1 protein-coding gene is annotated in these 519 nt (G+C 54.9%); it reads left to right on the top strand.

Features of this window, described 5'->3' with window-relative positions; all coding sequences use genetic code 11:
- Window positions 1–145 precede the first annotated feature (145 nt).
- A partial coding sequence (locus tag CJ255_RS22315; protein WP_217352534.1) for a hypothetical protein occupies window positions 146–519 on the top strand: 374 nt, incomplete at its 3' end.

Genomic DNA, 519 nt, shown 5'->3' with positions numbered 1-519 from the left:
GGTGGGGGGTAGTGTAAGGAGCGTACGAGCGGGTCATAGGGAAGAACCTTGTTCTTCCCTATGACCCCTTATTACCCAAAAGCGTATCTTTTGGCCTCTTCCAGCGGTAGATCTTATAGAGACTGTTGTACCGTGAGGAGTGGCTATGGATGAGCAGACCGCTGCCGATGTTGATGGCGCTTGGAAGTACGCGCTGGAACACTACATGCCCGCCTGTTTACAGCTCTTCTTCCCCAAGGTCGCTGCGCGGGTTGACTGGGATCAGCCGCTGATCTTTTGCGACAAGGAGCTCGAACAGATCAACCCCGAAGCCAATACGGGCAAGTTGCGCGTAGACAAACTCATTCGCGTTGCATGGCACAACGGCGAAGAGATGACCATCTTTATCCATCTGGAGATCCAGGCGCAACGCGATGTTGACTTTGCCAAGCGCATGTGTCGTTACCATGTGCGCCTCTTCGACCGCCAGAATGGGCCGGTGTTGAGCCTCGCGGTGTTGGCCGACGATGATCCTCATTG

This window comes from Candidatus Viridilinea mediisalina (assembly GCF_002532535.1).
Lineage (GTDB): Bacteria > Chloroflexota > Chloroflexia > Chloroflexales > Chloroflexaceae > Viridilinea > Viridilinea mediisalina.
Note: the sequence above shows the minus strand (reverse complement) of the source record. Positions and strands in the feature narration are given on the sequence as shown.